Genomic DNA, 6,177 nt, shown 5'->3' on the forward strand with positions numbered 1-6,177 from the left:
CGACCATGGACTGGCCGGAGAGGTGGCCCTTGACTTCGGTACCACAGAGGATCATGAACCTGATGTTGGGGTTGGCGATGTAGTTGGCGATGACCTTCTCGAGACCGAGGTTTTCGGTCTTACAGGAGCCGCACATCGCTGCGCCTGCTGCACAGATACCTTCCTCATCGAGGTGGGAACCCATGGTGATAACAGCGACGCAGCTGTTTGCATCCCCTGAATGGAAGTCGCCCTTGACGAGCGGCCATCCACTTGCCGGTGATTTCTTGTCTGCCATATCAGCGCACCTTGATCAGCTGGAATGCAATGACTCCTGCAACGAGTAGTCCGATGGCAAGCCCGTACCAGAAGGCATTGATGCTGCCACCGATAACAAGGGTCTTCTCGCGGCCCGGGAAGGATGCGACATAGTTTCCTTCACCTGAGAGCATGTTGACCAGATCGTCTGCCGATGCCTCGAGGACTGATACCTTGTCAGCCACGGGCGAGAGTGACTCGCCGGCGGTTGTGATGATACCGGCAAGGGGGTCGGCAACCAGTCCGAATTCCGGGAGAACAATAACGTATGCCATGATTAGTGTCCCTCCACATCAGGAATCGGTTTTGCATCGAGCCATGCGAATGCATCGCGCTTCGAGAGTCTGATGTATTCACAGTAGGTGTATACCCAGCCGATCAGGGCAATGATGAGCGAGATGATGGCTGATCCGGCGCTGAGGAGGGCAAACGACATGATGGCTGCCACGATCATGGAGAGGAATCCGCACTCTGCGGTGAGCATGAGCATCCGGTCCTGTTTCCAGCCGGGTCCCAGGCACGCGTTGAACGGGTGCTGGATTGCAATTGCCCCGAGCAGGAAGGCGACGGCCGTAAGGGCACCGCCGATGAACGAGACCTGGTAACTGGGCATGGCGAGCGCACCAAACAGCGTGACTGACCCGGTGGTGAGGCCCGCGAACGTGAAGCTGCCGGTGATAAGGACAGCAAAGCCCATGAGGGTGAGTGCCCCGACAACAGCGAGCTCGGTGAGTGACTGGATCATCACCGGGATCTTCATGTTGAGGACATCGTTTGCGAGATACCCCAGGACGAGCCCGATGATGGCTGCAAGGACGAGCGCAACGATGGGTGCTGCGATGCCGAACTTGGTTGCAAGAAGCATTGCAATGACACCGGAACCGAATGCGATCATACCTGCCGAGGGTACACCGGTACCGATACCGTAACTGCAGAGCACCTTGATGGTGTGGCTCCCCCAGATGAGGGCTGCAATTGCAGCGAGGCCGCCGAAGAACGAGAACAGCCCGGTGTTGGTTACCACATTGAGATAGGAGAGGTACAGGCACACGATCGTGCAGACGAGTCCTGCAAGCATGATCTTCGTGTGCGGGATTCCTCCCTCAATTACTTCAACTTTAACGGTCATTTCAACACCTCAGATCGTGACGATCAGGATCGCCACAAGACCGCAGAGCGCCGATGCGACCGCGGATGCAACGATGGCCCGCGGCCAGCGCTTGAACTTGGGGTCGTGCGGGCCTTCGATTGTTCCTGTGATGTTGTAGGCAGTCAGCACCGCGTTGACGAGAAACAGGCCGATGGCAAACGTTCCTGCGACGGAAATTGCGATCGGGAGTGCCTGCGCTGCGGTTACGTTCATGACGGTCGGGAGTGTTGCCTTGTAGAGGCTGAGAAGCTCGATATAGATGAGCGTCCCGCCGGCTCCTCCGAGAATACCGCCGGTTACACCGCCGACAAACGAGACGAACGGAAGACCGTGGCCTTCGGTACCCTGCGATTTGTATTCAGGCTGGGTGTCCCCGGTGATCGGGTCCTTTGCTACCTTGCCTGAGGCTGCGGGAATACCCATGCCAAAGACGTAGACGAAGTTCACCATCATACAGGTGATGGCCATCATCATTCCGCCGCCGACTCCGCCGGTGATGACGGCGATGACGAGCCCCTGGTCTGCAGCCCAGGCGCCGCCGAAGAGTCCGGCAAGTCCTGCACCTGCTGCGAGCATCGCGACACCGGTTGCGATACCGGGTGCCTGGCCCATGGCTGCGGGTGCGCCGCCGACCGGCACGAAGTGGACACCGAACCCGATCAGGATACCGCCGATGATGACGCCGATCAGGGCCATGAGGCCGAGACCCGGAGAGATCACGTAGGCGATCCCGAGAAGGATGATGAGCAGTATCACGCCTACCGCCATTGCGGCGGGGTTCATCGCGGAGCCTGCTGCCGGCTTTGCTGCGACTGCGGTCATGGTGCTGCCTCCTTGGCGGGAGCGGTGTAGGGTCCGTAGTTCTTGCGTGCCCAGACTTCGATGTACCTGTCAACGATGGTGAAGATCAGGATGATCAGGATGCCGACAATGATCGCTCCCCAGCCGGCGCCGATGTTCTCGAAGACCATGGTACGCCAGAGTTCAAGGAATACGATCAGGCCGAAGCAGAGGCCCGACGCGGGTCCACCGAACTTTGCGGTGAAGAACCCGTTGTCGAGCGAGTTGCGTTCCCCGGCTTCAGCATACCGGACGATGTTCCCGGATGCCGAGATCGGGACACCGGCACCGAACTTCTGGTTCTGGTACTGGCGTTCCTTGCCGTAGTACGGGTTTCCTGTTGCCGATCCTGCTGCACCGAGTGTGATACCCCAGATGAACCCGAGCAGCGGCAGCGGGAACGGGTGTCCCAGCGCGACGTTGATCAGGTAACAGATGGTGACAGTACAGAAAACTGCTACAAAGGCATGAGCCATGGCAACCGACGTCATGGACTTCAAGATGTCCACGTAGACCGGCTGGCCGAACTTGGAAAGACTTGCCGTCCTGCCCAGGTATGCAGTTGTCGCATAGACGCCCTGAACGAAGACTGCAAGAATAGAGCCCAGGACAATCGCGAGAACCGCGTTTACCTGCATGGCGAGAAACGCCCATGCAAGTCCTGCGCCCAGAGCACACCACAGCCCGTACGCTGGGGGTTCGCCGGCGACCGCCTTATTGAAGATGCGGTGCACGAATCCCATCTGCGGAGCGAGCTGAACCTGTGAGTTCGGGTCTCCCTGCGACCCGATGTTGGATTCAGTATCTTCCGCGGAACCGGCTACGGTGGCAAGGGCTCCTGCCAATGCAGTAATTCCAATGCCAAATACAATATTTACTACCATTTAGCCTCCTCCCTGCGTGCTTTTACACGAGAGTATTCAAAATGCAATGCCACGCACATCGAGTTAAAACTCTTTGTGGTTAGTGTAAAATTAGTGAGATCTTGATTAAAAGGTTTCGAAATCATATGCGGAAAATCGGGGTATTTAAAGCCCGAATTATAAAACGGGGGATTATTTCGGATTATTTGGACATGTGAACTTTCCTTAATGAAAGACAGGTTGAGTTCGGGGCAAGCCGCCTTGTTCTGACCGGGGTGGGGCGGCGGGTGAAGACTCAGTTCGCTCTATAAAAACAGTCCGGCACCCGGCCGGAGGGGGAGCCCCTCCCCCTCCTTTGCCGCTTTTCGCATTACGGGTGCTTGTTGTCTTCTGACGATTCCATGTGATCGAGGACCCGGTCCCACATGACGAGGAGACCGGGGATTACCACGTAGGCGACGAGGCCAGTGCCGAGGAATGCCCCGGTGATGATGAGGGAGGTGTCCATGGTGTCCACCTGTCTCACGCAAGCGCCGGTACGCTGTCTGCCCAGGTCTCGATCCGGTTCCGGATGCCGTCGTCCTCGTAGGACGAGATGGTGACCTGCTGCCGGGAGAAGTTCACGTAGAACAACTCGCCGTTGGGGTCGTGGCACCTGAGGGTCGCGGAGTAGCTGTCGCCGTCCGAGTTGTGGGCCGGCGTGCCGCCGTGGGCCGTGGTGTTTGCAGTGTTGGCGATGATTGCAGCGATGCCGGCGGCAAAGCCGGCGATCGAGTCGTAGGTGTCTGCACCCCTGCCGACGATCTTCGCATCCTCGTCCTGGTACACGATCTTTGCCGTGTAAGCCTCCCTTGTCTTTTCTACGGGCGGGTGGCTGGCGCCCGAGCTCATATACGATACACACCCGAACGGGTTGTTCAGGATAACGGACTGTACAATCGCGTTGAACGCGCTGATGTCCGCGATGGGTTCCGCAAGTTTGCGGACCGCACTCTTCACGTTGGTATTCTGTGTGAAGTCTGCCATTTTTTTCATCTCCTTTTTCTTTTTTGTTCTGTCTCGGGGCGCCCTTTGACATACTATCATAGGCATTTGGTGGATATAGTCCCGAAAAAGGAAATGAATCCGGGGCTGTGGCGTGACGGATTCTGGTATCCGGGCCGTCCGGCATGGAGGGGAGATGAAAACGGGGGAATATGGGCAGATCTGAGGGAAAAAAGAGGTGGGATTAGTGTTCCAGCGAGCCCGGGAACTTCAGGTCATATGCGAGGCCGCCGGGATAGACTGTGTAGTATCTCCAGCCGCAGGCCGGGGAGTGTACCCAGATCATAATCCGGTAGCGCATGCTGCCTGCCATGCGGCAGAGATATTCCACGGGGTCTTTGAAATCCTCGTGGAGCCGGGCGGCGCTCGGGACCGGTTTTCGCGCACTGATGACGAATACGAGCAGCGGGTCGTCCTGCTTGAAGCCGATGATACTGATCGGCAGGGACGATTCCGCGAGCCTGACGGGCATGTACTGGTAGGTGGCAAGGAGTCGCATGGCTTCGTGGACATGCGAGCTGTTCCTGCTGTAGCGTTTATGGGATTCTGCCTGGTCTCCTCCTTCTGTTGTGTGCAGGATAATGGTTGTTGTCTCACCTGCGACCTGGCTGCTGTGTGGCGCCACGGTTCCGCAGGGGTTAATCCGGTTGCTGTACGAGGCACCGGATGCAATCGCACCCGGCGCAATCACGTCCTGTTCGTTGGTTTCTGAATTCTGCATATTCTCTCACATCCTTCTAAAATTTCTGATAGTCTCACTGCGATACGGGGAAGAGCGCGTCCGCTCGTCTGTAAATGTCAAAAACACCGGCCCGGAAAGGGATCGACAGCCCCGGCCCCATACCGGGAACCATCACTCTATTACACAAAGCGGTACGCGGAGCCGTTTTCGCACTATCTAATAGGGGCACGTACCAGCCATGACCGGACCGGCGGTCACCGACGTATAAGAGAAGAGGCGGGCGATACGGTACCGGCCCGGGCACCCGCAGTATGCATCCCGGAACAGGCGATCAGGTAAATCGGTGCTTTCTCTCTCAAAAAGAGCCCGAAGAGCCCGCACGTAAAGGTCATGGCGAGGTAGCAGAACTTTGCGAGGCGGCGGGCGACCTTCTTCTCGTACCCGAGCTTCATCGCCTTCCTCGTTGTCCGTGTGCAGAAATCCTGGGTCATTTGTGATTAATTTCTGAATGATATTTCATGTTATATACTCTGCGGTAGATTCGAATTATTTGGTAGTTATTGGGGGAATCGGGGGCTTTTATGGGCCCGGATAGGTATAACCGAGTGGTTAGCTTAATCGGGGAGCGCGGGAGGGGGGCTCGGGCGGAATGATATAATTAATTGAGTCTTTACCAAACTGTGCGTGATAATTCCTATATCCCTCTTGAAAATATAATTCAACATCTTTAACGTTAACTAATGATAGATATGCATGTATGCCGGTTCAAGAGGAGACAGTTGAAAAAGTTTCAATACCAAAATGGATTCTTGAATTGATTGAAAGATATCAATTTCAGCGCACTGTCTACCTTAAAGAACAAAAAAAAGAATATGAGTTGCGTAAAGAATTCATCGATCCTTTTTTTAAAACACTTGGCTGGGATATTGACAATGATGAAGGCAATTCAGATAGACTAAAAGATGTTGTTCATGAAGACCCCATCACAATCCGTGGGCAAACTAAATCCATAGACTATTCTTTTCGGACTGGTGGAACTCGTGTATTTATTGTAGAAACGAAGAAACCCTCGATTAATTTATTCGAAAATAATCGTGCTTCTAATGAGGCAGCACTTCAACTAAGACGGTATGCTTGGAATGCAGGTTTGAAAATTGGAATTCTCACAAATTTCGTGCTCTGTAGAAAACCTCAGTGACGAGAAATTGTAAGAACCGGTGAATGTTACAGACAATCATTTTATTTGCGATTTCCTTCATCTGAACAATAAATTTCCTTGCTTTCAGATCTCCGCCGAACTT

The 6,177-nt window shown here is 55.0% G+C and carries 9 protein-coding genes and 1 pseudogene; 1 reads left to right on the forward strand and 9 read right to left on the reverse strand.

Going from position 1 to position 6,177, the window contains the following annotated elements; all coding sequences use genetic code 11:
* From ACLQMU_RS06940 to ACLQMU_RS06980, 9 genes and pseudogenes are all read right to left on the reverse strand, one after another.
* Positions 1-277 (reverse strand): annotated as a pseudogene (locus tag ACLQMU_RS06940) (tetrahydromethanopterin S-methyltransferase subunit A); the annotation flags it as partial.
* Between the two features lies 1 nt (position 278).
* A complete protein-coding gene (gene mtrB / locus ACLQMU_RS06945; protein WP_422148233.1) occupies positions 279-572 on the reverse strand; it encodes a tetrahydromethanopterin S-methyltransferase subunit MtrB in 294 nt (97 codons plus the stop codon).
* Between the two features lie 2 nt (positions 573-574).
* Positions 575-1,426, reverse strand: a complete 852-nt coding sequence (gene mtrC, locus ACLQMU_RS06950; protein ID WP_422148232.1) for a tetrahydromethanopterin S-methyltransferase subunit MtrC — start codon at positions 1,424-1,426, stop codon at positions 575-577.
* A gap of 9 nt (positions 1,427-1,435) precedes the next feature.
* The gene (mtrD, locus tag ACLQMU_RS06955; protein WP_422148231.1) at positions 1,436-2,269 is read right to left on the reverse strand and encodes a tetrahydromethanopterin S-methyltransferase subunit D; all 834 of its coding nucleotides are present in this window, start codon (positions 2,267-2,269) and stop codon (positions 1,436-1,438) included.
* Complete coding sequence (mtrE, locus tag ACLQMU_RS06960) at positions 2,266-3,171, reverse strand: tetrahydromethanopterin S-methyltransferase subunit E (RefSeq protein ID WP_422148230.1); 906 nt, start codon at positions 3,169-3,171, stop codon at positions 2,266-2,268. The genes mtrD and mtrE overlap by 4 nt, the downstream gene beginning before the upstream one ends.
* 349 nt (positions 3,172-3,520) lie before the next feature.
* Positions 3,521-3,658 (reverse strand): hypothetical protein, encoded by a 138-nt coding sequence (locus ACLQMU_RS06965; protein WP_422148499.1) that lies wholly within the window; start codon positions 3,656-3,658, stop codon positions 3,521-3,523.
* Between the two features lie 14 nt (positions 3,659-3,672).
* On the reverse strand, positions 3,673-4,176 hold the full coding sequence (locus tag ACLQMU_RS06970; protein WP_422148500.1) for a hypothetical protein: 504 nt from the start codon (positions 4,174-4,176) through the stop codon (positions 3,673-3,675).
* 202 nt (positions 4,177-4,378) lie between these two features.
* Positions 4,379-4,915: a hypothetical protein gene (locus ACLQMU_RS06975; protein ID WP_424039577.1), complete on the reverse strand. Its 537-nt coding sequence runs from the start codon at positions 4,913-4,915 to the stop codon at positions 4,379-4,381.
* A gap of 215 nt (positions 4,916-5,130) precedes the next feature.
* Positions 5,131-5,367, reverse strand: a complete 237-nt coding sequence (locus tag ACLQMU_RS06980; RefSeq protein WP_424039575.1) for a hypothetical protein — start codon at positions 5,365-5,367, stop codon at positions 5,131-5,133.
* A gap of 266 nt (positions 5,368-5,633) precedes the next feature.
* On the opposite strand from ACLQMU_RS06980, the gene ACLQMU_RS06985 reads away from it, so the two are divergent.
* Positions 5,634-6,074: a hypothetical protein gene (locus ACLQMU_RS06985; RefSeq protein ID WP_424039574.1), complete on the forward strand. Its 441-nt coding sequence runs from the start codon at positions 5,634-5,636 to the stop codon at positions 6,072-6,074.
* The last annotated feature ends 103 nt before the right edge of the window (positions 6,075-6,177 follow it).

It is taken from the genome of Methanoregula sp. (genome assembly GCF_052325125.1).
In the GTDB taxonomy this organism is placed as follows: domain Archaea; phylum Halobacteriota; class Methanomicrobia; order Methanomicrobiales; family Methanospirillaceae; genus Methanoregula.

Excerpts from the sequence above, each read along its gene's own strand:
- mtrB (WP_422148233.1), bottom strand. The coding sequence starts at position 572 with ATGGCATACGTTATTGTTCTCCCGGAATTCGGACTGGTTGCCGACCCC.
- mtrC (WP_422148232.1), bottom strand. The coding sequence starts at position 1,426 with ATGACCGTTAAAGTTGAAGTAATTGAGGGAGGAATCCCGCACACGAAG.
- mtrD (WP_422148231.1), bottom strand. The coding sequence starts at position 2,269 with ATGACCGCAGTCGCAGCAAAGCCGGCAGCAGGCTCCGCGATGAACCCC.
- mtrE (WP_422148230.1), bottom strand. The coding sequence starts at position 3,171 with ATGGTAGTAAATATTGTATTTGGCATTGGAATTACTGCATTGGCAGGA.
- ACLQMU_RS06965 (WP_422148499.1), bottom strand. The coding sequence starts at position 3,658 with ATGGACACCTCCCTCATCATCACCGGGGCATTCCTCGGCACTGGCCTC.
- ACLQMU_RS06970 (WP_422148500.1), bottom strand. The coding sequence starts at position 4,176 with ATGGCAGACTTCACACAGAATACCAACGTGAAGAGTGCGGTCCGCAAA.
- ACLQMU_RS06975 (WP_424039577.1), bottom strand. The coding sequence starts at position 4,915 with ATGCAGAATTCAGAAACCAACGAACAGGACGTGATTGCGCCGGGTGCG.
- ACLQMU_RS06980 (WP_424039575.1), bottom strand. The coding sequence starts at position 5,367 with ATGACCCAGGATTTCTGCACACGGACAACGAGGAAGGCGATGAAGCTC.
- ACLQMU_RS06985 (WP_424039574.1), top strand. The coding sequence starts at position 5,634 with ATGCCGGTTCAAGAGGAGACAGTTGAAAAAGTTTCAATACCAAAATGG.